This window comes from Streptomyces sp. NBC_00440 (assembly GCF_036014215.1).
In the GTDB taxonomy this organism is placed as follows: Bacteria; Actinomycetota; Actinomycetes; order Streptomycetales; family Streptomycetaceae; genus Streptomyces.
Map to the genome: position 1 here is coordinate 2443078 of NZ_CP107921.1, position 25612 is coordinate 2468689.

Here is a 25612-nt window from a genome sequence, read left to right on the forward strand (position 1 = left end):
ATCGCGCCGTTGTCCGCCGACCGGGGATAGCGTCAGGGTATGGACGCCACTGACGCCACTTGGGAAGACTCCACCTGGGAAGACTATGGCTGGGAACGTCTGGCGACGGGGGTGGGCCGGTGCCGTCTCCCCCGCTGGGACGCGACAGCCGGGCTCGTGGCGGGCCGGTACGGTGCGCTGCTCTTCGACACGGGGGCGACGCTGCGCGAGGGCCGGGAGCTCCGGATGCGCGCGGAGGCGGTGCTCGGCCGCCGGGTGACGCACATCGCGCTGAGCCACCCGCACTTCGACCATGTGCTGGGCACCGCCGTGTTCGCGGGTGTCCAGGTCTACGGAGCGGTGGGCACGGAGGCGCTGCTCACCCGGGGCTCGCGCGGCGCCGAGGAGCTGCGCCAGGACGCGGTGCGCCACGGCGTCGCGGCGGCGGAGGCCGCCGAGGCGGTGGCCCATCTGGTCGCTCCGCACCATCAGGTGTCCGGGGAACTGACCCTGGACCTGGGCGGCCTCCGGGTCACCCTGGTGAACTGCGGCCCCGGGCACACCGGCCACGATCTGGCTCTGCTCGTCCCGGGCGGACAGGGAGCCGCCCCCGGGAACGGCGCGGACGGCCGCGACGTCGTCTTCTGCGGCGACCTGGTCGAGGAGTCGGGCGAGCCGCAGGCGGGCCCGGACGCGATGCCCGCCCAGTGGCCCGCGGCGCTGGACCGGCTGCTGGCGCTGGGCGGCGAGGACGCGCTGTACGTACCGGGGCACGGGGCCGTGGTCGACGCCGCGTTCGTCCGCGCTCAACGTGATGTGCTGGCAGCACGCTCCAGGGTGTCGTAGCGTCTGCGGAATGCGCAGCTACAGCCCGGACTTCACGCCGCCGTGGAAGAAGCAGACGCCCGCCCGCGAGGTCGCGGCCGAGCCCGATCTGGTGGTCGAGGAGATCGCCACCGGGTTCTGCGGTGCGGTGATCCGTTGTGAGAAGACGGCCGAGGGGCCGACGGTCACCCTGGAGGACCGCTTCGGCAAGCACCGGGTGTTCCCGATGGGGCCGCGCGCCTTCCTGCTTGAGGGGCGCCCGGTCACTCTCGTACGTCCCACAGCGGCGCAGCAGCGCACCCACCTGACGGCGTCCGGTTCGCTGGCGGTGCCCGGCGCGCGGGCACGGGTCGCGCGGGCCGGGCGGATCTACGTCGAGGGGCGGCACGACGCGGAGCTGGTCGAGCGGGTGTGGGGCGACGACCTGCGGATCGAGGGCGTCGTCGTCGAGTATCTGGGCGGCATCGACGATCTGCCCGCGATCGTCGCGGAGTTCGGCCCGGCGGCGGACGCGCGGCTCGGGGTGCTGGTCGACCATCTGGTCCCGGGCTCGAAGGAGTCCCGTATCGCGGCGGAGGTCTCCAGCGACCACGCACTGGTGGTGGGGCACCCCTACATCGACGTCTGGGAGGCGGTGAAGCCGTCGTCGGTGGGCATCGCGGGGTGGCCGGCCGTACCGCGCGGGCAGGACTGGAAGACGGGTGTGTGCCGGGCGCTGGGCTGGCCGGAGAACACCGGGGCCGCGTGGCAGCGGATCCTGTCGGGGGTGCGCTCCTACCGGGACCTGGAGCCCGCGCTGCTGGGGCGCGTGGAGGAGCTGATCGACTTCGTGACGGCGCCGGAGGATACAAGCGTCGCCTAGGGCCTGTCGTCAAAGTGCCGCCTGCCGCGCGGCGTCTGGCACGCACGCTCGCGGCGTTGCCGAAATGCCCTTTCCCCGACTCCTCGTGGCGACGGATTGCCCCTACCTGCTCGGCGCAGGACATCCCCAGCCCCGCCGAGCGCCGGAATTTCCAGCCCACCGAGCGCCGGAGAATTCAAGCCCCTCCTGGGGGCACCTCCCAGCGGTAGCCGGGAGAGATTGAGGAGCGGGGTCCGGGGCGGAGCCCCGTGCAGGCCGCAGCAACCAGCACCCTGCGCGGCCGGCGGCAGCCTCAGTCCACCAGGTCCCGCACCACCGCATCGGCCAGCAACCGCCCCCGCAGGGTGAGCACCGCCCGCCCCGCCTCATAGGCCACCGCCTCAAGCAGTCCGTCCGCCAGGGCCCGCCGGGACGCGGCCAGGCCCGCCGGGGCCAGGATGGCGAGCGGGCAGCCGTCGCGGAGGCGCAGTTCCAGCAGGATGCGCTCCACCCGGCGGTCCTCGGCGGGCAGGATCTCCCGGCCCGCGCCGGGTGACTTGCCGGCCGCCAGGGCCGCCGCGTACGCGCCGGGGTGCTTCACGTTCCACCAGCGCACGCCGCCGATGTGGCTGTGCGCGCCGGGGCCCGCGCCCCACCAGTCCGCGCCGCGCCAGTACAGCTCGTTGTGCAGGCAGCGGCCCGCGTCGGTGGTGGACCAGTTGGAGACCTCGTACCAGGAGAACCCCGCGTCGGCCAGGACCGAGTCCGCGATCAGATAGCGGTCCGCGTGCTCGTCGTCGTCCGTCATCGGCACCTCGCCGCGCCGGATCCGGCGGGCCAGCTGGGTGCCCTCCTCGACGATGAGCGCGTACGCGGAGATGTGATCGGGTCCGGCGCCGACCGCCGCCGAGAGCGAGGCCCGCCAGTCGTCGTCGGACTCGCCGGGCGTGCCGTAGATCAGGTCCAGATTGACGTGCTCGAAGCCCGCGGCGCGCGCCTCCGCGACGCACGCCTCGGGCCTGCCCGGGGTGTGGGTCCGGTCGAGGATCTTCAGGACGTGCTGCCGCGCGCTCTGCATCCCGAACGAGATCCGGTTGAAGCCTCCGGCCCGCAGCGTCGCCAGATACTCCGGGCCGACGGACTCCGGGTTGGCCTCGGTGGTGATCTCGGCGCCGTCGGCGAGGCCGAACTCGTCCCGGACCGCCGCGAGCATGCGCACCAGGTCCGCCGCGTCGAGCAGGGTCGGCGTGCCGCCGCCGACGAAGACGGTGCTCACCCGGCGCGGGTCGTCGCCGAGCACCTTGCGGGCCAGCCGGATCTCCTCGGTGAGGGTCGACGCGTAGTTGTCCTGCGAGGCCAGCACACCGCCCGAGCCGCGCAGCTCGGTCGCGGTGTAGGTGTTGAAGTCGCAGTACCCGCAGCGCGTCGCGCAGTAGGGCACGTGCAGATAGAACCCGAGCGGCCGCTCACCCGCGCCCTCCAGGGCATGACCGGGCAGCGCCCCGTCATCGGGCATGGGCTCACCATCGGGCAGTACGGAAGGCATGCCCCCATTGTCCCCCGGTCCGGGGACTACTCCGCCCGCAGCACCAGGAGCGCCATGTCATCGTCCAGCGGCTCCACGCCGAACGCGTAGACCGCCTGCTTGATCCGCTCGGCGACGCCCTGCGCGGTCAGGCCCGTACAGCCCGCCAACTCGGCCGAGAGACCGTCGCCGTCGTCGAACATGCGCGGGCCGGCCCGCCGCTCGGTGACGCCGTCGGTGACGCAGAGCAGTGTGTCGCCGGGCACCAGGTCGAACGTCTCGCTCTCGTACGCGACCCCCTCGATCACGCCGAGCAGCATCTGGGGCGCGGCGGCGGCCCGTACGGCGCCGTCGGGGCTCAGCAGCAGCGGCAGCGGGTGGCCCGCGCTGGCCAGGGTGCACCGGACTCCCGCGCCGTCGGGCAGCGGCACCAGCTCGCCGTAGAGCAGCGAGAGGAACCGGGACTGGGGGTCCTCGTGCAGTTCCTGGCCGCCGGCCATCGCGACCATCCGGGCGGCCGCCTCGGCGGTCTCCATCGCGTCGTCGAGCAGCAGCTTGTTGAGCCGGTCGAGCACCTCGGAGACCTGGTAGCCCTCGCGGGCGAGCAGCCGCAGCCAGGGGCGGGCGAGTCCGGTGACGACGGCCGCCTCCGGGCCGCTGCCCTGGACGTCGCCGAGTGCGAAGCACCAGCGGCCGCCCGCGCTGTCGCCGGGGAAGACGTCGTAGAAGTCGCCGCCCGCGACGCCCTCGCCGCGCGGCTCGTAGACGAGGGCGCTGTCCATGCCGGGGATCTCGGCGACGCTGCTGGGCAGCAGGCCGCGCTGGAGGACCCTGCTGATGGTGGCCTGCCGGGTGTACTGGCGCGCGGCGCCGATCGCCAGCGCGACCCGGCGTGCGAAGTCACCCACCAGGGCGGTGACTTCCTCGTGGGCTCGCCGCCCGGCGGCCCGGCCGAGCAGCAGGGTGCCCAGCGGGCGGCCCGCCGCGAGCAGCCGGTAGCCGAGCACCGTGCCGTCGGCGCCCGCTCTGCCGTCGGCGCCCGCCGTCCCGTCGGCGAAGGGCCACTCCAGGGCCACGGCGCCGCCCCGCGCGGACTCGGGCAGGTGCGGCGGCTCCTTCTCCAGTACGGCCCGCAGCTCGTCGACCCGGCTCTCGTGGGCGTGCCAGACCCGCGACAGCCTCGGTCTGCGTCCCGGGCCGCCGGCCTCCGGGTCCAGCCAGACGGCGCACCAGTCGCCGAGCCGGGGCACCAGGAGCTGCGCGGCCAGTGCGGCGATCATGTCCTCGTCGAACTGCCCGGCGAGGAGTTCGGATGCCTCGGCGAGGAAGCTGAGCGCGCCGCTGCTGCTCCACTCCCGCTCCGCGCCCTGTCTGTGCCGGGGCGCGGGGGCCAGGATCTCGGCGGCGCGCAGCCCGCGGCGCAGGCGGCGGTCGCCGCCTGCGGCGGGCTGCGGGTCGCCCCCGTCGAGCGGCAGCCGGGTCCAGACCGTCTTGAGTCCGGTGCGGTAGGTGATGCCCCAGGCCTCGGCCAGGGACGAGACGAGCCGCAGCCCGCGGCCGTACTCCGGCAGGCCGTCCTGGTGGTCGTCCGGGTCGTTGCGCACCTCCCGCGACGGGTGGTGGTCGGAGACCTCGATCACCAGCGCGGGCGGCTCGTCGCCCGCCGCGCCCTCCAGCCGTACGAGCACCTCGACCGTGGTGCCCGCGTGCACGACGGCGTTGGTGACGAGTTCACTGGCGATCAGGGCGGAGTCGTCGGCGAGCTGGTCGGTGAATCCGGTGGCCGGCAGGCCGAGCGCGGTCCAGTCGGCGAGCGCGGCCCGGACGAACCGGCGCGCGGCGGACGGGGACAGCGGGTTGCCGGGCAGGCTGGTGCGGACCACCGACGGCACGCCTGCCGGTGGCCCGGAGGGGCGCACGGTATGGACCGCGGTCTCCCTCTGTACGGGAATGGACCCGGGAATGGACCCCACTCGGTGGCTCCCTGACCAGATCTGACGTTGCGCCGATGACGACACCGACAGAGTGACAGACTGAGCCCGCCCATATGCGTCGAGTTACTCAAATGGGCCGTGTCGGAAAGAGAAACCACTGGTGGGCGCGGTGGCGGAGACATGAATCCGGTACGGATCCGGTCCTGCGGAGCCGCCCATCGGGGGTGACGGCGGGTGTGGCTGCGGGTGGGGACCGGCGGCGGATCCCGCCGCCGGTCCCGCTCCGCTCCCGCGCCCGGACCTCGGCTACGCCTCGCGTGAGCCCGCGTACATGTCGTCGATGAGCGCCTTGTACTCCCGCTCGACGACCGGCCGCTTCAGCTTGAGGCTGGGGGTCAGCTCACCGTGCTCGATGTCCAGGTCGCGCGGCAGCAGCCGGAACTTCTTGACCGTCTGCCAGCGCTGGAGGCCCTCGTTGAGCCGCTTCACGTAGCCGTCGATCAGCGACTCGACCTCCTTGGAGGCCACCACGTCGGCGTACGACCGGCCGCCCAGGCCGTTCTCCTCGGCCCAGCCCAGGATGGTCGGCTCGTCGAGGGAGATCAGGGCCGTACAGAAGTTACGGTCCGCGCCGTGCACCAGGATGTTGGAGACGAACGGGCACACCGCCTTGAACTGGCCCTCGACCTCGGCCGGTGCGATGTACTTGCCGCCCGACGTCTTGATCAGGTCCTTCTTGCGGTCGGTGATCCGCAGATAGCCGTCGGACGACAGCTCGCCGATGTCGCCGGTGTGGAACCAGCCGTCGGACTCCAGCACTTCGGCTGTCTTGTCCGGCAGCCGGTGGTAGCCGGCCATGATGCCGGGGCCGCGGAGCATGATCTCGCCGTCGTCGGCGATCCGGACCTCGGTGCCGGGCAGCGGCTTGCCGACGGTGCCGGTGCGGTAGGCCTCGCCGGGGTTGACGAAGGAGGCGGCGCTGGACTCGGTGAGGCCGTACCCCTCCAGGATGTGGATGCCCGCGCCGGCGAAGAACAGCCCGATGTCGGGGGCAAGGGCGGCCGAGCCCGAGACACAGGCGCGCAGCCGCCCGCCGAATGCCTCGCGGATCTTGGCGTACACCAGCGCGTCGGCGACCTTGTGCTTGGCCGAGAGCGCGAACGGCGCCGAAGCGGAGCCGGTGTGCCGGAAGTTGTCCTGGGTGACCTTCGCGTACTCGCGTGCCACTTCGGCGGCCCACTGGAAAATCTTGTACTTGGCGCCGCCGCCGGCCCGCGCCTTGGCCGCGACCCCGTTGTAGACCTTCTCGAAAATCCTCGGGACGGCTGCCATATAGGTCGGCTGGACCACCGGAAGGTTCTCGATGATCTTGTCGACCCGGCCGTCCACCGCGGTGACATGGCCGACCTCGATCTGGCCGGAGGTCAGCACCTTGCCGAAGACGTGCGCGAGCGGCAGCCAGAGGTACTGGACGTCGTCCTTGGTGATCAGCCCGGTGGAGACCGTGGCCCTGGCCATGTACGACCAGTTGTCGTGCGGCAGCCGCACGCCCTTGGGCCTGCCCGTGGTGCCCGAGGTGTAGATCAGCGTGGCGAGCTGATCGGAGGTGATGGCGCCGATCCGTTCCTTGACGGCACCGGGGTTCGCCGCCAGGTACGCGGCTCCGCGGGCCTCCAGATCGGCCAGCGAGAGGACCCAGCCGGCCTCGTCGGCCGGGTCGGGCTCCAGGCCCGCGCTGTCGATCACCACCACATGGTGGAGATCCGGCAGCTCGGCCCGCCGCTCCCGGGCCTTGGCGAGCTGGCCGGCGTCCTCCGCGATCAGCACCCGGCTCTCGGAGTCGGAGAGGATGTACGCGGACTCCTCGGTGTTGGTCGACGGGTAGATCGTCGTCGTCGCGGCTCCCGCGCACATCACGCCGAGGTCGGCCAGAATCCATTCGACCCGGGTCGACGAGGCGAGCGCGACGCGCTCCTCGGGCCGCACGCCGAGGTCGATGAGGCCGGCGGCGATGGCGTACACCCGCTCGGCCGCCTGGCCCCAGCTCAGGGACTTCCACTCGTCAGGTCCGTCGCCGGAGGCCGCGGGTACCGGATAGCGGTACGCCTCGGCATCGGGCGTCTCGGCCACCCGCTGGGTGAAAAGGGTCGCCACGGAGGGCGGCCGGGTCTCGATCAAGGTCTGTGTGTCGCTCACGACGTCGTCCTCCGGGCCTGCGGGCAGCTCTGCGCGACTGGCTGGTGGCTGTTATTTAAACTGGCGAGTAACTAGTGATCAGAGTAGAGCGCCTGTGTCCGCCACGTAAGAGGGAACGGCCGTGCGCTTCATAACGAACGGGCCCCCATGCCGCAGCGCGGGGGCCCGTCTGTCGAATCTCGTTCCGGTTCTCGCCGGTTACCGCCGGTTCGCGCAGGTCACCTCTGCCTCTCGGACCGACTGCTCCGGCTACTTCTTCTTGCTCTCGCCGGACTCGTCGGTCGAGAGCACCGCGATGAAGGCCTCCTGCGGGACCTCCACGTTGCCGACCATCTTCATCCGCTTCTTGCCTTCCTTCTGCTTCTCCAGCAGCTTCCGCTTACGGGAGATGTCACCGCCGTAACACTTGGCGAGGACGTCCTTGCGGATGGCGCGGACGGTCTCACGGGCGATGACCCGGGCTCCGATGGCCGCCTGGATCGGCACCTCGAAGTTCTGCCGCGGGATCAGCTTCTGCAGCTTGGCGACGAGCCGCACCCCGTACGCGTACGCCTTGTCCTTGTGCGTGACGGCGGAGAACGCGTCGACCTTGTCGCCGTGCAGCAGGATGTCGACCTTGACGAGCTGGGCCGCCTGCTCGCCGGTGGGCTCGTAGTCGAGCGAGGCGTAGCCGCGGGTCTTCGACTTCAGCTGGTCGAAGAAGTCGAAGACGATCTCGGCGAGCGGCAGGGTGTAGCGGATCTCGACCCGGTCCTCGGAGAGGTAGTCCATCCCGAGCAGCGTGCCGCGGCGGTTCTGGCAGAGCTCCATGATCGCGCCGATGAACTCGCTGGGGGCCAGCACCGTGGCGCGGACGACCGGCTCGTGCACCTTGTCGATCTTCCCCTCGGGGAACTCGCTCGGGTTGGTGACGATGTGCTCGGTGCCGTCCTCCATGTCCACGCGGTAGACCACGTTGGGCGCGGTGGCGATGAGCTCCAGATTGAACTCGCGCTCCAGCCGCTCCCGGACCACGTCGAGGTGGAGCAGGCCGAGGAAGCCGACCCGGAAGCCGAAGCCGAGAGCCGCCGACGTCTCCGGCTCGTACACCAGGGCGGCGTCGTTGAGCTGGAGCTTCTCCAGGGCCTCACGGAGGTCCGGGTAGTCCGAGCCGTCCAGCGGGTAGAGCCCGGAGAACACCATCGGCTTGGGGTCCTTGTAGCCGCCCAGGGCCTCGGTGGCGCCCTTGTGCAGCGAGGTGATCGTGTCACCGACCTTCGACTGCCTGACGTCCTTCACACCGGTGATGATGTAGCCGACCTCGCCGACGCCGATGCCGTCGGCCGGGGTCATCTCCGGGGACGAGACCCCGATCTCCAGCAGCTCGTGGGTGGCGTTGGTGGACATCATCCGGATGCGCTCACGCTTGTTGAGCTGGCCGTCGATGACACGGACGTACGTCACGACGCCCCGGTACGAGTCGTAGACCGAGTCGAAGATCATCGCGCGGGCGGGGGCGTCGGCCTGGCCCACCGGGGCGGGCACGTCCTTGACCACCCGGTCGAGGAGCACGTCCACGCCGACGCCGGTCTTCGCCGAGACCTTGAGCACGTCCTCGGGCTGGCAGCCGATGAGGTTCGCCAGCTCCTCGGAGAACTTCTCGGGCTGCGCGGCCGGCAGGTCGATCTTGTTGAGGACCGGAACGATCGTGAGGTCGTTCTCCATCGCCAGATACAGGTTGGCGAGGGTCTGTGCCTCGATGCCCTGGGCCGCGTCGACCAGCAGGATCGTGCCCTCACAGGCGGCGAGGGAACGCGAGACCTCGTAGGTGAAGTCCACGTGACCAGGGGTGTCGATCATGTTCAGGACATGGGTGGTGCCCAGGTCCCCGCCCGTGGTGGGCGCCCAGGGCAGCCGGACCGCCTGGGACTTGATCGTGATGCCGCGCTCGCGCTCGATGTCCATCCGGTCGAGGTACTGAGCGCGCATCTGCCGCTGGTCGACCACTCCGGTCAGCTGGAGCATCCGGTCGGCAAGGGTCGACTTGCCGTGGTCGATGTGCGCGATGATGCAGAAATTGCGGATCAGCGCCGGGTCGGTACGGCTCGGCTCGGGCACGTTGGTAGGAGTCGCGGGCACGCAGGGTCCTGATTCTTGAGACGCCGGGCGTCTCGTCTCGGGCGATGGCGGATCGATACGTAGGCTCCATGGTCCCATGACCGGGGGGCCGATCCCGTTTTGGGCCGGTGGATGGCGGGCTGGTACCGTGGTCAGCTGTGCCTCCTGGGCCTTCCGGATGAACGCTCCACACGGTTCATGACGGTCGGTGCGGTGGCACTCATGGAAATTTCGAATTCATCGAACCTGAAAAGGCTCTTTCGTGGCGAACATCAAGTCCCAGATCAAGCGGAACAAGACCAACGAGAAGGCGCGCCTGCGCAACAAGGCCGTCAAGTCGTCGCTCAAGACCGCGATCCGCAAGTCCCGTGAGGCCGTTGCCGCGGGCGACGTCGAGAAGGCCACCGCGGCCGCTCGGCTGGCCTCGCAGCAGCTCGACAAGGCTGTCAGCAAGGGCGTCATCCACAAGAACTCCGCGGCCAACAAGAAGTCGGCGATCGCCAAGCGCGTCGCCGGTCTCTCCGCCTGAAGCTGACCGAACCGGTCCGCCCTCGCGGCTGACCGCATTCGCGTGACTTCTTTCGCGTGACTTCGACCTACGGGGCTCTCCGCGAGCCCCAGCCCCACCCCGTCGTCCCGGGCCCAGCGGCCCCTCTACCGCTCCGGTACGACACCCCGCGCCGCACACGGCCTGCGTTCGCCACGCGGGTGCGGCGCACCAACGCTTGAGCCGAGGCCCTGCCCCTGTCCTTCCCCAGGACGGAGGCGGGGCCTTCGGCATGTCCGGGGTCGCCCATGTGGGCGCGTGGGGGTAGGGGTCGGGACCCGTTACGTCGGGAGTGCGGACCGGCGGAACAGCCGTCAGCGGCGCATCCGGGCCGCCCGTGCCACCGTGACCACGGCGCGCTCCAGCTCGTACTCCGGGTCGTCGCCGCCCCCCTTGACCCCGGCGTCCGCCTCCGCGACGGCGCGCAGCGCGACCGCCACCCCGTCCGGTGTCCAGCCGCGCATCTGCTGCCGTACCCGGTCGATCTTCCACGGCGGCATACCCAGCTCACGGGCGAGATCGGCGGGGCGCCCGCCGCGGGCCGACGAGAGCTTGCCGATGGCCCGGACGCCCTGCGCCAGGGCGCTGGTGATCAGTACGGGGGCGACCCCGGTCGACAGCGACCAGCGCAGCGCCTCCAGCGCGTCGGCCGCGCGGCCTTCGACGGCACGGTCGGCGATGGTGAAGCTGGAGGCCTCGGCGCGTCCCGTGTAGTACCGCCCGACGATCGCTTCGTCGATCGTGCCCTCGACGTCCGCGACGAGCTGGGAGACCGCACTCGCGAGCTCCCGCAGATCGCTGCCGATGGAGTCGACCAGCGCCTGGCACGCCTCGGGGGTCGCGGAACGGCCCAGGGCCCGGAACTCCGACCGTACGAAGGAGAGCCGCTCGGCCGGTTTGGTCGTCTTCGGGCAGGCGACCTCGCGGGCGCCGGCCTTGCGCGCGGCGTCCAGCAGCCCCTTGCCCTTGGCGCCTCCGGCGTGGAGGAGCACCAGGGTGATCTCGTCGGCCGGGGTGCCGAGGTAGCTCTTGACGTCCTTGATCGTGTCGGCGGAGAGGTCCTGTGCGTTCCGCACGATGACGACCTTGCGCTCCGCGAAGAGCGAGGGGCTGGTCAGCTCGGCGAGAGTGCCCGGCTGGAGCTGGTCGGACGTGAGATCGCGGACGTCGGTGTCGGCGTCGGCCGCGCGGGCGGCGGCGACCACCTGCTGGACGGCACGGTCGAGCAGCAGATCCTCCTGCCCCACGGCGAGGGTGAGCGGCACGAGAGGGTTGTCTGCGGAGTTCTGCTGACTCTGTTTCCGGATCATCGCGGTCCAGCATCCCACGCGGCACTGACAGCCCCGGGGCGGTGCCGGAGAATGGCCGGGTGAGCGATGTGAGACACGTACTGGTGCTGCCCGACCGCGATGCCGCCGATGAGGTGGCCGGAGAGATCGCCGACCGTTTCGGGGTGGCCGATGAGCCCCAGCTCGTCCGGGACGCGCTGGCCGGGGAGGACGACGCCGAGGACGCGCAGTGGCTGGTCGTCGTCGAGGACCCGCAGGAGCGGCTGGATCCCGGGGCGCTGGACGCGTTCGCCGCCGAGTACGGCGGGTGGCTGGAGGCGCCATAGGTTCTGGCCCCCAAGTCGGGCCCTGCTCAGCCGTCCTGCTTCTTCACGATCTGGACGTCCAGGTCGATGGTGATGCTGTTGCCGACCGCCGCGATACCGCGGGCCAGCATGGTCTGCCAGCGCATGGTGAAGTCGTCACGGTGCAGTTCGGTGGTGGCGCGGCAGGCGGCGCGCACCTCGCCCTCCATGCCGTTGCCGATGCCCAGGTACTGCGTGTCGAGCGTGACGGTGCGGCTGACGCCGTGCAGGGTGAGCGCGCCGGTCACGCCCCAGCGGCTGCCGCCGCGGTGCACGAAGCGCTCGCTGTAGAACTCCATGACCGGGAAGCGCGCCACATCGAGGAAGTCCCCCGAGCGCAGATGGTCGTCGCGCATCTGGACATTGGTGTCGATGGACGCAGCGTCGATGATGACGTGCATCGCGGAATTCTCCATGTGGTCCGCGATCCTGACCGCACCGGCGAAGGTGTTGAACCGGCCGTGGATACGGGCCAGTCCGATATGGCGGGCGGTGAAGCTGATCTGCGAGTGCATCGGCTCGATCTCCCACTCGCCCGGTTCCGGCAGGGAGGGGGGCTGGGCGACCTGGAGCGTGACGTCTCCCAGACCGGAGTGACCGCCCTCGGTGACGGTGGCACTGCCGTGGAAAGGGGTGAAACCCTCGGCGGTGACGGCCAGTCGGTACTCGCCCGGCGGGACAGTGGCGAAGACGGAGCCGTACGGATCGGTCTCGCCACCGACGGTTCTGCGGCCCATGGTGTCCGTGAGGACGAACTCCGCCTGCTGGACGGGCCCGTTGACGGGGTCGAGCACCCGGCAGCTCAGCACTCCCGCATGAGCCGGCAGTGTCAGTCCGCCGAGGGGGCCGCCACTGCGTCCTGCTCCGGCCTTCGACCGGTTACCGAACCAACGTCTGAACACTTCTGCAGAACCCCCCGCGCATCACGCCGGCCTTCGGTCGCACGCACGCTCGGACGTCATTGTCGGGGCGGCGACCCGCTGACGAATATGCATTCGATCACTGTTGACACGTTCTGGGCAAACGGCGCTGGTCGTGGGGGTTGGCGAGCAGGTGTCACGAGTTGTACTTACTCCGAAGTAATGTCCTTAGTAAGGTCCTTTACTGTCGGCACCTGGTCGAATTCCAGCCCGAAGTGGTCGCGGTAGGCGGCAAGAACGGCGGGGTCGCTTCCCAGGTTCTGCTCGTGCCGCTCGCCGTGCACGGTGGTGATGAGCTTGCTGCCGCTGAGCGTGATCCGGCCGTGGTCGCTGAGCCGCGTGCAGACGAGCGACCGGGTGAAGTGGGAGGCGGGCGACGTCTGGTGGTACCAGGCTCCCGCCTCGAAGTCGGCCAGCTCGCGGGGGCGCTGCTCCAGCCGGTACTGCGGCTTTCCGTCGCGTACGACATCGAGGTCGCCGCCCGCCGCGCCCGCGATCCGGAACGTGCCTCCGGGGTCCCGCTGGCCGCTCCGCGCACCGAACACCAGGGGGTGGTGGCTGTGATCGCCGAACCCGACGTCGGCGAGCCAGGGCCCGGTACCGTCGGCCGTCCCGACCCGCAGGGCGAGATGGTCGTACGGGATGCCGAAACCGCCGTCGGCACTGTGCACCCGGGCCTGGAGCAGCGTCACCTGGAAGCCCAGAGCCCGCAGCAACGCCGCGAAGGCGCCGTTGAGTTCGTAGCAGATACCACCGCGCCGGGCACCGACGATCTTGTCGATGAGCCGGGTGTCGGCGAGCACGATGGCCTCGCCGATGTGGATGGAGAGGTTCTCGAACGGCACTGTCCGCAGATGCCGCAGCTGCAACTCACGGAGCGCCGCCGAGTCCGGCACCGCCGGACGGCGGCACCCGATGCGCCGGAGGTACGCGGCCACCCAGGCGGGCTCCGGCGAGGCCCCGGGCAGGGTCCCGGGAGGAGTCCCGGATGGAGTCCCGGGCAGGGCCCCGGGAGGAGTCCCGGGCGGCTCCTCCCGCGGGGTCTCCAGCTGTCGGTCCATGGAGGCAGTCTCGCTCCGTGTACGGACTCGCGCCAAAGCAAGCAGAGCCGACCGGAGGCCTGCCCGGAGAGCTACCCCGAGCCCTCCCCGAGACCTGAGACGGCCTAGGCCCTGACGCCTAGGACCGCAGCACGATCCCCCGGCGGCCGGTCACCACTAGCGTGGTCGGCCATGACCAACACGCAACCGGCGCGCAGCCGGCAGCAACGACGGCAGGACACCCTCGGCCGGCTGGAACAGGACGTCGACTGCTGGGTGGCCACGGCCGCCGCGGACGGTGAACCATGCCTCGTACCCCTGTCGTTCGTGTGGCACGAGGACGGCGTGGTGGTCTGCACCCGGCGCACCAACCCGACCGGGGCCAACCTGGTGCGCGACGGACGCGTCAGGGTCACGCTCGGCAGCACCAGGGACGTGGTGCTCATCGAGGGCGAGGGCGAACTGCTGACGGACGACAACCGCACCACGGCGGCCGACGCCTTCGCCGCGAAGCTCACCTGGGACCCGCGCGCCGAGAAGGGGTACGTGTATCTGCGCATCACCCCGAGGGTGGTCCAGGCCTGGCGCGAGGTGAACGAGATCGCCGGGCGCGACCTGATGCGCGACGGCACCTGGCTCGACTGAACACCACACCCGCCCCGAGCTGCCCTGAACGGCGGAACGGGCGTCCACGCCGTCCAGCGAACGAGCCCCGCGCGCCCACGCCGTCCTGAGCACGGACCCCGTGCCCACGCCGTCCTGGGCACGGCGGTGGGCCCGGTGTCACCGGCCCGCCGGTATCGCCCGCAGCGCGGGCCCCGTCCCCGTCACCGCGATGGAGCCGTCCGTGTCCGTGCGCAGCACCGTGGCACCGCCCGCCCGGAGCGACGCGACCGTACGCGGTGCCGGATGGCCGTACGGGTTGTCCTCGCCGCAGGAGATCAGGGCGAGCCGGGGGCGCAGCGCACGCAGCAGTGCCGGGTCCTGGTAGGCCGAGCCGTGGTGCGCCACCTTGAGCACGTCCACCGGCGGGAGCGCCGGGTAGGCCCGCAACAGCGCCTGCTGGGCGGGCGGTTCGAGATCGCCCGGCAGCAGCAGGGTCAGGCCCGCGGTGCGGACCAGCAGGGTGACACTGGCGTCGTTCGGCCCGTCGGCGACGGGCGCCGGTGCCGCGGGCGGCCACAGCACCTGCCAGCTCAGCTGCCCGACACGGCGCTGCTCCCCCGGTCCCGCCCGGACGAGAGGGATCCGCGCCGCCGCTGCCTCCCGTCGTACGGACGCGCTCTGGTCCGGTGGGTCCTGGAGGTTCGTCGTCTCGATCGCACCGACCGTCCGGCCGCGCAGCACACCGGGCAGACCGGCTACGTGATCGGCATGGAAGTGGGTGAGGAGGAGCAGCGGGACGCGGGTCACTCCGAGGGCCCGGAGGCAGCGGTCGACGAGGCGGGGGTCGGGGCCCGTGTCGATCACGACGGCCGTCCCCGCACCGGTGGAGAGCACCGTCGCGTCGCCCTGTCCCACGTCACACATCGCGTACTTCCATCCGGGCGGCGGCCAGCCCGTGACGACCCGGGTGAGCGGAGCGGGCCGGACGACCGCGAGCAGCAGCAGGAGGACGCAGACCGCGCTGACCCATGGGTGGCGCCGCACTCCGCGGGCAGCCACTGCGAGGACGACGGTGACCGCTGCGAGCAGCAGCGCTCCGGGCCATCCGCCGGGCCAGTCGATCTCCGCACCGGGCAGTGCGGCGCCCCGTCGGGCGACGGCCGCGATCCAGCCGGCCGGCCACCCGGCGCAGTGGGCCAGCACGGTGGCGGCCGCGCCCCACAGTGGAGCCACGACGAGGGCGGCGAAGCCGAGAACCGTCGCGGGTCCCACCGCTAGCTCGGCGAGGAGGTTGCAGGGGATGGCCACCAGCCCGACACGGGACGCCAGCAGGACGATCGCGGGCGCGCACATCGCCTGCGCGGCGGCTGCGGCAGCGACGACCTCGGCGAGCCTCGGCGGCATTCCACGCCGCCGCAGTGCGGCGCTCCAGCGCGGGCCGACCGTGAGCAGGGCGCCGGTGGCGAGGACGGAGAGCAGAAAGCCGTAACTGCGGGCCAGCCAGGGGTCGTAGAGCACCAGCAGCAGGACCGCGGCGGCCAGTGCGGGGACCAGCGATCTCCGGCGGCCGGTGCCGATCGCGAGCAGGGTGACCAGCCCGCAGGCGGCAGCACGCAGCACGCTCGGGTCCGGTCGGCACACGATCACGAAGGCCAGAGTGAGAGCCCCGCCCAGCACGGCCGTCGTCCGCAGCGGGATCCCGAGCCGTGGCGCGAGTCCGCCCCTCTCCGCCCGCAGTGCGGTGCCCGGCGGGCCGATGAGCAGAGCAAGGACCAGGGTGAGGTTGCTGCCGGACACCGCGAGCAGGTGGGTGAGATCGGTGGTCCTGAAGGCGTCGGAGAGATCGGGCGTGATCCGGGAGGTGTCGCCCACCACCAGCCCGGGGAGCAGCGCCCGTGCGTCCGGGGCGAGCCCTTCGCTTGCTTCGCGCAGTCCGGCACGCAGGTGCCCCGCCAGACGCTGCACTCCGGTCGGCGCACCGATGATCTGGGGCGGCCGGCTGCCTTCCGCGCTGAGCACGGCCGCGATGCGGTGGTCGCCGGGGAGCGGCGGTTGCGGACGGGCACTCAACCGCAGCCGGGTGGTCGGCAGCAGCTGTTGCCACTCGGGCGTGTGGGCGATCACCAGGACCGGCGTGCGGACCGTGGACGTCGTACCGTCCGGGGCCCGCACCCGGGTCACATCGGCGTCGAGGACGACGGATGCGCGGGTCGCGTGATCGCCACGGATCCGGGGGCGCGTCGGACGGGGATCTGATGTGACGGTCAACTCCACCGTGACCCGGGCCGATTCACGCGCCAGCTCGGGCACGGGCCCGCGCCGGACGTCGGCTGCGTACAGCCCGCCGGACGCGGCCCCGGCTGCGCCGCACAGCAGGGCGGCGGCCACCGCTGTCGCGTTCAGCCGCCGCCCCGGCCGGCCGGCAACCCCTCCGTCGACACCACCCCCGCGCCCCCGCGCCGATGCCACTGCCATCAGCGCCGCCGCTGCGCAGAGACAGACCGCAGTGGCGCAGAGGGACCACCGTCCCGGTACCGCGAGGGACAGGGCCGCCGCGGCCCAGGCGGCCAGGGCGGGCGCCACCAGCCGCAGGTCGGCAGGGCCCTCCTGCCGGGGATCGGCCGCACCGAGCCGATGGCCGGATGCCGCGTGAACAGCCGCGCGCGTCATGGCCGTACGAGGGGCTGGAGGTCGGAGTAACGCCGGTCGCCGATGCCGGTGACCTGCCGGAGCTCATCGACGGATGTGAACCCGCCGTGCTCCGCGCGGTAGTCGATGATGTGCTGCGCCAGTACCGGGCCGACACCGGGCAGGGTGTCCAGCTGCTCGACGGTGGCGCTGCTGAGGCTGACCGGTCCCGTGGTGGACGCGGCGGGGACACCTGGGCCACCCGCACCGCTGCCGGTGCCTCCCGCTGCCGTGTCCGACGGAACGGGCGGGCCGCCGACCACCACCTGTTCGCCGTCCGTGAGCACCCGGGCCTGGTTGAGCCCCGACGTGTCCGTACCGTCCTTCACCCCGCCCGCCGCCCGTAACGCGTCGGTCACCCGCGATCCGGCGGGCAGCCGCTGGATTCCCGGGCGCCGGACCTTGCCGCTCACATCGACGACGATCCGCGCGGCCGCCGCCCCGGGGTGCGTGGGCCCCGTCCCGGGCGGCAGCGGTCCGGACGGCGGCGGTTCCGGGGACGGGTGCGGCCCGGACGGCGGCTGCTCCCCGGCGGGCCGTGGTCCGGCGGCGGGCAGACCCGCGCTGACCACGGCGGGCGCCGGAACGGAACGTGGGCGCCCGGCCCAGAAGTGCTGGGCGGCGAGAGCCGCTGCCACGACGAGCACGACCGCGAGAGCGGCGAGCGTCCGGGCCGTCAGCCCGCAGCGCGCCTGTACCCAGAGCGGCAGCCGCTCCCGCAGGGCCTCCCCCACCCGGGCCACCGCCGCGCCCATACGGCCGGGAGCCGGGGCACCACCGCCGGGCGCACCACCAAGCGGCACATCACCATTCGGCACACCATCACCAGGCACCCCACGATCCGGCTCATCACCACCAGGCACGCCACCACCCGGCACCCCACGATCCCGCTCGTCACCACCAGGCACCCCACCACCCGGTCGGCCGGCCTCGCCCACCTGATCCGCTGCAACTGGCCTACTGGCTCGGGCCGTCACATCCACCGGAGCGACCGAAGCAGCCGATCGCGCGGGAAGGAGCGCATCCGCGCGGAGGCGCAGCGCCGCGTCCGGCACCGACCGCGCATACCTGAGCCGGATACGGCGGCGCGAGCCGGTGTGACGGGTGCGGCCGTCCGATGCCGGAGCCCGGCCGGGACCGCTGGTCGCGGAACGTGACGTGAGCGTGCGGGAAGTCATGCCACGAGACAGTAGAGAGGTCGGCACAACCTTGCTGATCAAGGTCAATTACGGTGGAAACACCGGAACTTGTGGATAACACGGCCACCCGAACGAGCGCCTCCGGTCCGCCCAGCAGATCAACTCGCAGATCCACTCAGCAGATCCGCCCAATAGATCAACCCAGCCAGATCAACACAGCAGATCAACTCAGCGGATCCGGCCGAGAGATCCACTCAGCGGGGCGAGACCACAACCCCGAGCAGCCCAGGGCCCGTATGCGCGCCGATGACCGCGCCGACCTCGCTGACGTGCAGGTCCACAAGCCCCGGCACCCGTTCCCGCAGTCGCTCCGCGAGTGCGGCCGCCCTCTCGGGTGCCGCCAGATGGTGCACCGCGATGTCCACCTGGCCGTCCCCCGCCCGGTCGGCGGCAATCTCCTCCAGCCGGGCAATCGCCTTCGAGGCCGTCCGTACCTTCTCCAGCATCTCGATACGGCCACCGTCGAGTTGCAGCAGCGGCTTCACCGCGAGAGCCGAGCCGAGCAGTGCCTGTGCGGCGCCGATCCGGCCTCCGCGGCGCAGATAGTCCAGCGTGTCCACGTAGAAGTACGCGGACATCCCCCCGGCGCACTTCTCCGCGGCCGCCACCGCCTCGTCCAGCGAACCGCCCGACCCGGCCGTCCCGGCCGCGGAGAGCGCGCAGAAGCCGAGGGCCATGGCGACCATGCCGGTGTCGACCACGCGGACCGGGACGGGGGCGTCCCGCGCCGCCAGCACCGCGGCGTCGTACGTACCGGAGAACTCGGACGACAGATGGAGCGAGACGATTCCGCTCGCACCCGCGTCGGCTGCCGCCCGGTAGGTGGCGGCGAACACCTCAGGGCCGGGCCGGGACGTGGTCACCGAACGCCGCTTCTGCAGGGCCAGCGCCAGGGCGCGGGCCGAGGTCTCCGTACCGTCCTCCAGGGCCCGGTCGCCGAGGACCACCGTCAGCGGCACCGCTGTGATGTTGTGCCGCGCCAGGGTCTGCTGCGGCAGGTAGGCCGTGGAATCGGTCACGATCGCGACATGGCGGGACATGAGCCGGAGATTACCCGCAGGTGCGGCGGCCCGGCAGTGCGACCCCTCGTCAGCGGAACCGGCGGACTCGTCAGCGGAACCAGCGGAACCGGAAGAGCCGGCGGAATCCGTGCCTGTGCCGGTACTCGTACCCGCGCCCGCACCGGTGCCCGTACCCGCGCCTGTCCCCGCGCCTGAGGTGCTTTCGACGGTCACTCAGGTGGTGCTCTCCGGGCGCGCAGCCTTCTGCCACGGGTAGCGCTGCTGCCGGTTCGGGTCCCTGCCGGTGATCGCGTCGGGCGCGGCCCGGTGTCCGGCGTCGCTCGCATCGGCGGCCCCTTCACCGGCCGAGGACCAGGACCCCGAGTCGGCCGGCGAACCGGAATCGGAACCGGAACCGGCACTCTTTGCCTGCCCCTGCGGATGCCCGTCGGCCGCCGGTGTCGTCCAGTGCCGCAGCGCCCCCGCCTCCACATCGATCTGCTCGTTCAGCGCGATCAGATCGTCGTCGGCGAACTTCCGCGCCCGGTCCCGGGCCGCCCAGCGCAGCGCATCCGCCGAGTGCGTGATCTGCTCCGTGCGTTCCCGGAGGGCCGGCAGCCGCTGCCTGAGCCCGGTCTTGTCCGGTTCCCGCTCCAGCCGCCGCAGCTCAGCATCCAGCTCCAGGCCGTGCGCGCTGAGCCGCTCGAAGAGGCCCAGCGTCTCGCGCAGCGACTCGTCCTCGGCCACGCCCGCGTGCAGGGCGTCCTGAGTGGCCCGCATCGACGTGCGCAGCGAGAGCCTCAGCTGCGCCACCTCTCCCGCGGCGCCCGGCTGGCCGTAGCTCTTCGCCCGCAGCGTGGTGTCCTCGACGGTGCGCCGGGCCTGCGAAATCGTCCGGTCCACGCTCCGCCTCGCGGCTCCCACCACCTTGACCGCCGCGTACGCCCCCACGCCGACGAAGACGAGGAACAGCAGCACCAGGATCAGGATCACGGCTTCCATGGAGCGTCCCTCGGTTGTCGGACTCGATACCTCCACGGTAAACGGAAAGGGCAGGCTGAGGGTTCCATCAGAACCCCCAACCTGCCCGTAGGGGAAACCCCGGGGCTTCCCGCGCCGATCAGGCCGGACCAGCCCCGATCAGACTGGACCAGCCTTGATCAGACCAGACCAGCCCCGATCAGACCGGCAGGCCTGATCGGACCGACAACAAGCCAGATCAGCCCAGATCAGCCCGGACCAGCCCGGATCAGCTCCGATCAGGCCGGAACGATGTTCACCAGCTTCGGCGCCCGCACGATCACCTTGCGGATCCCGGCCCCGCCCAGCGCCGCGACCACACCCGGGTCGGTCAGCGCCAGCTTCTCCAGGTCCTCGTCCGAGATCGACGGGGAGATCTCCAGCCGCGCCTTCACCTTGCCCTTGACCTGGACGACACACGTCACGGTCTCGTCCACGACATACGCCGGGTCCGCCACCGGGAAGTCCTGGTGCACCACGGACTCGGTGTGCCCCAGCCTGCGCCACAGCTCCTCGGCGATGTGCGGCGCCAGCGGCGCGACCAGCAGGACCAGCTGCTCGGCCACCGTGCGCGGCACCGGGCCGCCCGCCTTGGTCAGGTAGTTGTTCAGCTCGGTGACCTTGGCGATGGCGGTGTTGAACCGCAGCCCCGCCATGTCGTGGCCGACGCCGTCGATCGCCTTGTGCAGCGCGCGCAGCGTCTCCTCACCGGGCTCGCTGTCGGTGACACCGGCCTCGCCGGTCTCCTCGTCCACGACGTTGCGCCACAGCCGCTGCAGCAGCCGGTACTGGCCGACCACCGCGCGGGTGTCCCACGGCCGTGACACGTCCAGCGGGCCCATGGCCATCTCGTACAGGCGCAGGGTGTCCGCGCCGTACTCCGCGCAGATCTCGTCCGGAGTGACCGCGTTCTTCAGGGACTTGCCCATCTTGCCCAGGACGCGGCTGACCTTCTCGCCCTCGAACCAGAACGCGCCGTCCCGCTCCTCGACCTCGGCGGCGGGCACCGCGATCCCACGGCTGTCGCGGTAGACGAACGCCTGGATCATGCCCTGGTTGTACAGCTTGTGGAACGGCTCGACCGACGAGATGTGCCCCAGGTCGAACAGCACCTTGGACCAGAACCGCGCGTACAGCAGGTGCAGTACGGCGTGCTCGGCGCCGCCGACGTACAGGTCGACGCCACCGTGCGGCTGGCCGTCGCGCGGGCCCATCCAGTACTGCTCGATGGCCGGGTCGACCAGCTTCTCGCTGTTGTGCGGGTCCAGATAGCGCAGCTCGTACCAGCAGGAACCGGCCCAGTTCGGCATGGTGTTGGTCTCGCGGCGGTACTTCCTGACACCGTCGCCCAGACCCAGGTCCAGCTCGACGTTGACCCAGTCCTCGTTGCGGGACAGCGGGGTCTCGGGAGAGGTGTCCGCATCGTCCGGCTCGAAGGTGCGCGGCGAGTAGTCGTCCACCTCGGGCAGTTCCAGCGGCAGCATCGACTCGGGCAGCGGGTGCGCGATGCCGTCCTCGTCGTAGACGATCGGGAAGGGCTCGCCCCAGTAGCGCTGGCGGCTGAACAGCCAGTCGCGCAGCCGGAAGTTGACCGTGCCCTCACCGGCGCCGCGCGCGGCCAGCCACTCGGTGATCCGCTCCTTGGCATCGGCGACGCCCAGGCCGTCCAGGGAGATGCCGTCGTGGGTGGAGTTGACCAGCTTCGCGTCGTACGAGGCGAAGGCGTCGTCCCAGGTGGAGGGGTCGGTGCCGCGGTCGTCGGACGGTTCGACGACACAGCGCATCGGCAGCTCGAAGGCGCGCGCAAAAGCGAAGTCACGGCTGTCGTGCGCCGGGACAGCCATGATCGCGCCGGTGCCGTACCCCATCAGGACGTAGTCGGCGATGAAGACGGGAACCTGGTCGCCGCTGACCGGGTTGACCGCGTACACACCGGTGAAGACGCCGGTCTTCTCCTTCGCGTCGGCCTGCCGCTCGACGTCGGACTTCGACGCGGCGAAGGCCCGGTAGGCGGCGACGGCCTCGCCGGGGGTCGCGTGGCCGCCGGTCCACACGTCGTGCGTGCCCTCGGGCCAGGCGTCCGGGACGATCGGCTTGTCGCCGGAGATCAGCTCGTGCTCGGGCGCCAGCACCATGTAGGTCGCGCCGAACAGCGTGTCCTGGCGGGTGGTGAAGACCGTGATCGGACGGGAGTCCCCGCCGACCGCGAAGTCCACGCGGGCGCCCTCGGAGCGGCCGATCCAGTTCCGCTGCTGCAGCTTGATCGCTTCGGGCCAGTCCAGCGCGTCCAGGTCGGACAGCAGCCGGTCCGCGTACGCGGTGATGCGCATGTTCCACTGGCGCAGCTTCGCCTTGAAGACGGGGAAGTTGCCGCGCTCGGAGCGGCCGTCGGCGGTCACTTCCTCGTTCGCCAGGACGGTGCCCAGGCCGGGACACCAGTTGACCGGGGCGTCCGACGCGTACGCCAGCCGGTACTCACTCAGCAGGTCGGCACGGGCCACCGCGTCCAGCGCGCTCCACTCACGGCCGCCGGGGACAGGGCGCTCACCGCTCTCGAACTGGGCGGCCAGTTCGGCGATCGGGCGGGCCTGCTGCGCGTCCTGGTCGTACCAGGAGTTGAAGATCTGCAGGAAGATCCACTGGGTCCACTTGTAGTACTCGGGGTCGATCGTCGCGAACGACCTGCGCTTGTCGTGGCCCAGTCCCAGCCTGCGCAGCTGGGACTTCATGTTCTCCATGTTGGCCTCGGTGGAGGCCCGCGGATGGGTGCCGGTCTGTACGGCGAACTGCTCGGCCGGCAGGCCGAAGGCGTCGAAGCCCAGGGTGTGCAGGACGTTGTGGCCGGTCATGCGCTGGTGCCTGGCGTAGACGTCCGTGGCGATGTAGCCCAGCGGGTGGCCGACGTGCAGGCCGGTGCCGGAGGGGTACGGGAACATGTCCATGATGAACTTCTTGGGCCTGGCCGCCATGACCGGGTCGTCCGCCAGCTCACCCGTCGGGTTCGGTGCGTCGTACGTGCCGTCGGCGTCCCAGAAGTCCTGCCAGCGTGCCTCGATGTCGGCGGCCATGGCAGCGGTGTAACGGTGCGCTGCGGCCACCTCGGATGAGGGCCCTCCCGCGCTTGCGGCAGCGGGGGAAGAATTCGTCTCGGTCATGATCCTCAAAGCTCCATCGGTCGTCTCTGCCCGCGATCCTCATGGCTGTGGTGCCTGTGGCACCAAACGAAAAAGCCCCTCGCACAGGAGGGGACGCCGCGCTGATGCCGACCGGGGACACTTCATCGGTCGGGACTGATCAGCGCGGCTCACTAAGCAGGAGGCGTACGGCACGCATGGCGTCAGGGTACCGCAGGCACCGTACGGCCCGCGCGGACACCTGGCTGCGGCGGCGGCACGGAGCGGGCCGCGCACACGCGGAAGGTGGCCGCACACACAGAAGCGGGCCATCCGATTCGGATGACCCGCTTCTGTCGACCTCACCTGAGGTCTCACTGTGGAGCTAAGGAGAATTGAACTCCTGACCTCCTGCATGCCATGCAGGCGCTCTACCAACTGAGCTATAGCCCCGTACTGTCGGCCGTTCTGCGGGGTTACCCCCTCGGCTCCGCCAACATTACCGGTCCCCCGTTGCTCCGCCAAATCCGTTCCGCGGTCAGGCGGTGGCGAAGGAGTAGAACCGCTTGAGCGTGCAGTGCTCCTCCAGGAGCCGGCCGTAGATCGGCTCCCCCTCCAGCTCACGGTAGGTCTCGATCGGGTCGCCCTTTATGATCAGCGCCCGCGCGCACTCCTCGCACCAGTACTGGTAGTCCGCGTTGACCGGATCCATGTCCCTGACGATGGGCGTACCACTGCCGCACCAGTCGCATTTCCTCCTGTGTGCACCCATCAGTCAGCTCCAGCTGTGGCCGCGGGGCGGGCGGTCGGGAAAGGCCGGACGGACGGACAGCGAGGGGCAGTTGAGCGGGTCCCGGTGGCGGGGGCGAGTGCGGGTCTTCGCCTCGTTGGCCAGGGCGTGAACGCGATCGAGCATGCTCGCGGGCATCGCGCTCTCCCCTCCCTCCGGGCCGGCGTCCCTCCGGCGCTCCGATTCTGCCATGGCCCCGCAAGAGGGGCAGCGGCGTTCGGGCGGACGGACAAGCCGGGGGCGGACGGGCGGACGAAAAATCCCGCCCCCTGATGGGGACGGGATTTCTCCTTGCTCCGAATCCGGAGCTTCCGACTGTGGAGCTAAGGAGAATTGAACTCCTGACCTCCTGCATGCCATGCAGGCGCTCTACCAACTGAGCTATAGCCCCGCTGTTCGCTTCGCTCGCTGCATTCTCTGCGTCCTGCGGCGCGAACAAGAAGAACTTTAGCCTGCGACCAGCCGGAAAGTGAAATCCGCCCGGACGTCCCTCACGGGGTGCTCAGTCGTCGTCGCCGAGCACCGGCTCGGGGAGGGTCCCGGCGTTGTGCTCAAGCAGCCGCCAGCCGCGGGCGCCCTCGCCCAGTACCGACCAGCAGCAGTTGGAGAGCCCGCCCAGGCTCTCCCAGTGGCGCGACTCCAGACCGAGGAGCCGGCCGATGGTGGTGCGGATGGTGCCGCCGTGGCTGACGACGACGAGCGTCCCGTCGTCGGGCAGCGCGTCGGCATGGGCGAGGACCACCGGGGCGGCCCGGTCGGCGACCTCGGACTCCAGTTCGCCGCCGCCGCGCCGCACGGGCTCGCCGCGCTTCCACGCCGCGTACTGCTCGCCGAAGCTCGCCATGATCTCGTCGTGCGTGAGCCCCTGCCAGCTGCCCGCGTACGTCTCGCGCAGGGCGGCGTCGTACGTGATGTCCTGGCCGGTCACGGCCCCGAGCTCACGGGCGGTGGTCGCCGCCCGGCTGAGGTCGGACGCCACGATCGCGTCGGGCTTCATCGAGGCGAGCAGCCGGGCCGCCCGGCGCGCCTGGCCGATACCGGTCTCGGTCAGCTCGATGTCCGTGGAGCCCTGGAAGCGGCGCTCCAGGTTCCAGGCGGTCTGGCCGTGCCGCCAGAGAACGATGCGGCGGCCACGGCCGCCCTTGGTGCCGTTCAGTGCAGCTCACCGTCCAGGTCGGCGTCCAGGTCGGCGTCGGGGCCCTCGATGCCGTTGAGCCTGGCGTGCTCCTCGGCCTTGCCGCGGGTCTTGACGGCGTCCTCGGGCAGGGCGATCTCGGGGCAGTCCTTCCAGAGGCGCTCCAGCGCGTAGTAGACCCGCTCCTCGCTGTGCTGGACGTGGACGACGATGTCGACGTAGTCGAGGAGGATCCAGCGGGCGTCGCGGTCGCCCTCCCGGCGCACCGGCTTGGCGCCGAGCTGCTTGTTCAGCCGCTCCTCGATCTCGTCGACGATCGACTTGACCTGGCGGTCGTTGGGCGCCGATGCGAGCAGGAAGGCGTCGGTGATCGACAGCACATCGCTGACGTCGTACGCGGTGATGTCGTGCGCGAGCCGGTCGGCGGCCGCCTGAGCGGCGGCGTTGATGAGCTCGATGGAACGGTCCGTGGCGGTCACTGGCAGGCTTTCGTCGGCGGTCGTGGAGTACCCAAGGGTCTCAC

General features: G+C 71.2%; 21 protein-coding genes and 2 tRNA genes. 5 read left to right on the plus strand and 18 right to left on the minus strand.

Annotated elements, in window-relative coordinates; all coding sequences use genetic code 11:
* Positions 1-39: 39 nt before the first annotated feature.
* Entirely contained in the window at positions 40-825 is a 786-nt protein-coding gene (locus tag OHB13_RS10885; protein ID WP_328376920.1) for an MBL fold metallo-hydrolase, read from the plus strand.
* A 10-nt stretch (positions 826-835) separates the two neighbouring features.
* Complete coding sequence (locus OHB13_RS10890) at positions 836-1666, plus strand: DUF3097 domain-containing protein (RefSeq protein WP_266857119.1); 831 nt, start codon at positions 836-838, stop codon at positions 1664-1666.
* A 292-nt stretch (positions 1667-1958) separates the two neighbouring features.
* Here OHB13_RS10890 and hemW read toward each other — a convergent pair whose 3' ends face one another.
* From hemW to lepA, 4 genes are all read right to left on the minus strand, one after another.
* Positions 1959-3161, minus strand: a complete 1203-nt coding sequence (gene hemW, locus OHB13_RS10895; protein ID WP_328380266.1) for a radical SAM family heme chaperone HemW — start codon at positions 3159-3161, stop codon at positions 1959-1961.
* Between the two features lie 56 nt (positions 3162-3217).
* Entirely contained in the window at positions 3218-5143 is a 1926-nt protein-coding gene (locus OHB13_RS10900) for a SpoIIE family protein phosphatase (RefSeq protein WP_405912242.1), read from the minus strand.
* A gap of 267 nt (positions 5144-5410) precedes the next feature.
* Complete coding sequence (locus OHB13_RS10905) at positions 5411-7300, minus strand: AMP-dependent synthetase/ligase (RefSeq protein WP_328376921.1); 1890 nt, start codon at positions 7298-7300, stop codon at positions 5411-5413.
* A gap of 249 nt (positions 7301-7549) precedes the next feature.
* Positions 7550-9418 (minus strand): translation elongation factor 4, encoded by a 1869-nt coding sequence (gene lepA, locus OHB13_RS10910; RefSeq protein ID WP_266857115.1) that lies wholly within the window; start codon positions 9416-9418, stop codon positions 7550-7552.
* 241 nt (positions 9419-9659) lie between these two features.
* Here lepA and rpsT point away from each other — a divergent pair, with 241 nt between their 5' ends.
* Positions 9660-9926, plus strand: coding sequence for a 30S ribosomal protein S20 (gene rpsT / locus OHB13_RS10915; protein ID WP_266857113.1), 267 nt, complete (start codon positions 9660-9662; stop codon positions 9924-9926).
* A 332-nt stretch (positions 9927-10258) separates the two neighbouring features.
* Here the strand turns inward: rpsT and holA are convergent, their stop codons facing one another.
* Positions 10259-11254: a DNA polymerase III subunit delta gene (holA, locus tag OHB13_RS10920; protein ID WP_266857111.1), complete on the minus strand. Its 996-nt coding sequence runs from the start codon at positions 11252-11254 to the stop codon at positions 10259-10261.
* A 59-nt stretch (positions 11255-11313) separates the two neighbouring features.
* Here holA and OHB13_RS10925 point away from each other — a divergent pair, with 59 nt between their 5' ends.
* Positions 11314-11559, plus strand: coding sequence for a hypothetical protein (locus OHB13_RS10925; protein ID WP_328376922.1), 246 nt, complete (start codon positions 11314-11316; stop codon positions 11557-11559).
* A gap of 26 nt (positions 11560-11585) precedes the next feature.
* Here the strand turns inward: OHB13_RS10925 and OHB13_RS10930 are convergent, their stop codons facing one another.
* Positions 11586-12479 carry a YceI family protein gene (locus OHB13_RS10930; RefSeq protein WP_328376923.1) on the minus strand — a complete coding sequence of 298 codons (894 nt, stop codon included), beginning with the start codon at positions 12477-12479 and terminating at the stop codon, positions 11586-11588.
* Between the two features lie 167 nt (positions 12480-12646).
* On the minus strand, positions 12647-13558 hold the full coding sequence (locus OHB13_RS10935) for an arylamine N-acetyltransferase family protein (RefSeq protein WP_328376924.1): 912 nt from the start codon (positions 13556-13558) through the stop codon (positions 12647-12649).
* Positions 13559-13729: 171 nt separating this feature from the next.
* Between OHB13_RS10935 and OHB13_RS10940 the strand changes: the two genes are divergently transcribed.
* Complete coding sequence (locus OHB13_RS10940; protein ID WP_328376925.1) at positions 13730-14182, plus strand: pyridoxamine 5'-phosphate oxidase family protein; 453 nt, start codon at positions 13730-13732, stop codon at positions 14180-14182.
* Between the two features lie 138 nt (positions 14183-14320).
* Here OHB13_RS10940 and OHB13_RS10945 read toward each other — a convergent pair whose 3' ends face one another.
* The 11 genes from OHB13_RS10945 to rsfS form a co-directional block, all read right to left on the minus strand.
* The gene (locus tag OHB13_RS10945; RefSeq protein WP_328376926.1) at positions 14321-16813 is read right to left on the minus strand and encodes a ComEC/Rec2 family competence protein; all 2493 of its coding nucleotides are present in this window, start codon (positions 16811-16813) and stop codon (positions 14321-14323) included.
* A complete protein-coding gene (locus OHB13_RS10950) occupies positions 16810-17649 on the minus strand; it encodes a helix-hairpin-helix domain-containing protein (RefSeq protein WP_443062938.1) in 840 nt (279 codons plus the stop codon). Before OHB13_RS10950 ends, OHB13_RS10945 begins: the two co-directional genes overlap by 4 nt.
* A 575-nt stretch (positions 17650-18224) precedes the next feature.
* Positions 18225-19070, minus strand: coding sequence for a DegV family protein (locus OHB13_RS10955; RefSeq protein ID WP_266857096.1), 846 nt, complete (start codon positions 19068-19070; stop codon positions 18225-18227).
* Positions 19071-19265: 195 nt separating this feature from the next.
* Entirely contained in the window at positions 19266-20033 is a 768-nt protein-coding gene (locus OHB13_RS10960) for a hypothetical protein (RefSeq protein ID WP_328376928.1), read from the minus strand.
* Positions 20034-20290: 257 nt separating this feature from the next.
* Positions 20291-23206 carry a leucine--tRNA ligase gene (gene leuS, locus OHB13_RS10965; RefSeq protein ID WP_328376929.1) on the minus strand — a complete coding sequence of 972 codons (2916 nt, stop codon included), beginning with the start codon at positions 23204-23206 and terminating at the stop codon, positions 20291-20293.
* A 338-nt stretch (positions 23207-23544) separates the two neighbouring features.
* Positions 23545-23617, minus strand: a tRNA-Ala gene (locus OHB13_RS10970).
* An 85-nt stretch (positions 23618-23702) separates the two neighbouring features.
* Positions 23703-23936: a hypothetical protein gene (locus tag OHB13_RS10975; protein WP_018103228.1), complete on the minus strand. Its 234-nt coding sequence runs from the start codon at positions 23934-23936 to the stop codon at positions 23703-23705.
* Between the two features lie 3 nt (positions 23937-23939).
* Positions 23940-24092, minus strand: coding sequence for a hypothetical protein (locus OHB13_RS10980; protein ID WP_328376930.1), 153 nt, complete (start codon positions 24090-24092; stop codon positions 23940-23942).
* Between the two features lie 180 nt (positions 24093-24272).
* Positions 24273-24345: transfer RNA gene (locus OHB13_RS10985), tRNA-Ala, on the minus strand.
* Positions 24346-24456: 111 nt separating this feature from the next.
* Positions 24457-25110, minus strand: a complete 654-nt coding sequence (locus tag OHB13_RS10990) for a histidine phosphatase family protein (protein WP_266861078.1) — start codon at positions 25108-25110, stop codon at positions 24457-24459.
* Positions 25107-25568 (minus strand): ribosome silencing factor, encoded by a 462-nt coding sequence (gene rsfS / locus OHB13_RS10995; RefSeq protein WP_266857087.1) that lies wholly within the window; start codon positions 25566-25568, stop codon positions 25107-25109. The genes OHB13_RS10990 and rsfS overlap by 4 nt, the downstream gene beginning before the upstream one ends.
* Positions 25569-25612 lie beyond the last annotated feature (44 nt).